This is a genomic window from Nocardioides pelophilus, assembly GCF_014180685.1.
Taxonomy (GTDB): Bacteria; Actinomycetota; Actinomycetes; order Propionibacteriales; family Nocardioidaceae; genus Nocardioides; species Nocardioides pelophilus.
This window is the reverse complement of sequence record NZ_JACEHF010000344.1, coordinates 1-399: the sequence shown is the minus strand read 5'-3', so window position 1 is coordinate 399 and position 399 is coordinate 1. Positions and strand designations below refer to the sequence as shown.

Genomic DNA, 399 nt, shown 5'->3' with positions numbered 1-399 from the left:
GCCGACGTGCCCCCCAGGGCGGTCGCCGAGGCGGCCGACCGGCTGGCCCGCCCGGGAGTGCCGCTCGAGCCGCGCAAGCTGTGGCCGACCGGTCTCGCCGCGCTCGGGCTCGACCACTCCGGCAAGATCAAGCAGCCGGCCGAGGAGGGCCGCGCGATCGCGCGGCTCACCGACCTCGGCCACGGGACCGCGCTGCGTGAGCTGTTCCGCGGCGAGCCGGTCGAGACGGTGCCGGTGCCGCTGGTGCGCGCCGTGGTCGCGATGCTCGCCGACTGGGGCCCCGAGGTCGACGTGATCGTGGTGACCGAGTCGGCCACCCGGTCGGGCCTGGTGGCCGACCTCGCCGACGGGCTGTCCCGCTACCTCCAGCGGCCGATCGTCGGCCGCTGGGCGATCACC

1 pseudogene is annotated in these 399 nt (G+C 76.9%); it reads left to right on the top strand.

What is annotated here, in order from left to right:
* Positions 1-399 (top strand): annotated as a pseudogene (locus tag H0488_RS23550) (recombinase RecQ); the annotation flags it as partial.